This window comes from Streptomyces sp. NPDC019224 (genome assembly GCF_040632605.1).
Taxonomy (GTDB): domain Bacteria; phylum Actinomycetota; class Actinomycetes; order Streptomycetales; family Streptomycetaceae; genus Streptomyces.
Genome location: NZ_JBEYCF010000118.1, coordinates 1 through 1113 on the forward strand (window position 1 = coordinate 1; position 1113 = coordinate 1113).

Below are 1113 nucleotides of genomic sequence, written 5' to 3' on the forward strand. Positions count from 1 at the left end.
AAGCGCTATTGAACGTCCGACTCAGCGTCTCTCAGCTACCTACATCTACACAGGCCAGGCCGATAACACAGCTTCACCATGAACGAGAACGCACACCCGTCGGCGTACGCCTTCAGCGTCTCCAGCTCGCGGTCGTCTGCAGTGAGCTGCCAGCGGAGCTTGGGGCCACCCGCTCCCCCGCGTACCGGCATTGCGCCTGGGGGGACGGCGGCATCCAGTCCGTCGGGTCCTGGTCCGCCTTGTGCCGGTTGGTGTGTGCGGTCACCTCGACGAGGGAGGTGTGCGCCTCCTGGTCGTTGGCGTAGGCCTCGCGCCGTGCCTCGGTCCAGGTGGAGGCGCCGGAGGCCCAGGCCTCGGCGAGCGGCGCCATGTGGTCGATGTCCAGGGCCCCGGCGCTGGTGATTTCCTGGCCGTCGTAGTAGGAGATCCACGTGCCGCCGGTCAGCTTGCAGCCGGTCTCCACCGTCGGTGCGATGACCGCCTCGGAGATGAGGACCTTTTACGGGTGTTGCACCCGTCGGACGTGTCCTCGCCCGAGTTCCAGTGCCTGAAGGCGCTGGGGGTGCACCCGGTGCGGTTCTCCTGCGCCGTCTGCACCAGGCCGACCGCGTCGGCCAGAATGGTCGCCTCGGCCGTCGGGGCGGCCTGAGCGGAGAGAAGGGGGCGAGGGCGGGGGAGAGTGCGCTGAGCCCGCGCACAAGATTCTTGATCACCACGGCGTTCTACCGGCCGTGATCCGCTCACGGTGAAGCCAGACGCAGGCCTGCTTCGGGCCCAGGTGCTTCGAGCCTCACGAGTCGGATGCACGGGCCCAGGCGGCCGCATGCAAGGGTTCCGGGGCGGCGGGAATGCGCCATCGCGCGCGCCCGCGGTGGCCTGATCGGTGCCTTGCCCCACAACCCGCGCGGATTTCCGGCCTACTGAAAGCCCGTGCCGTCCTGCCGGCCGCGCCCGGCGCCCGCCGGGTGACCGGCACCGACGGCAGACACACCTGATGTGACTAGCTGTTTCTCAACCGTGGGGCGTTCGATGACGGCCCGTACGGCGTCCTGGATCAGGTGACGGGGCCTGGTGCGGGCACAGGAAACGGGGCCTTGTTCATAGCGTGTCGGT

The 1113-nt window shown here is 68.8% G+C and carries 1 pseudogene; it reads right to left on the reverse strand.

Annotation, left to right across the window (positions count from 1 at the left end):
• Positions 1 to 35: 35 nt before the first annotated feature.
• A pseudogene (locus ABZ564_RS32760) lies at positions 36 to 713 on the reverse strand (DUF1524 domain-containing protein).
• Positions 714 to 1113: the final 400 nt, after the last annotated feature.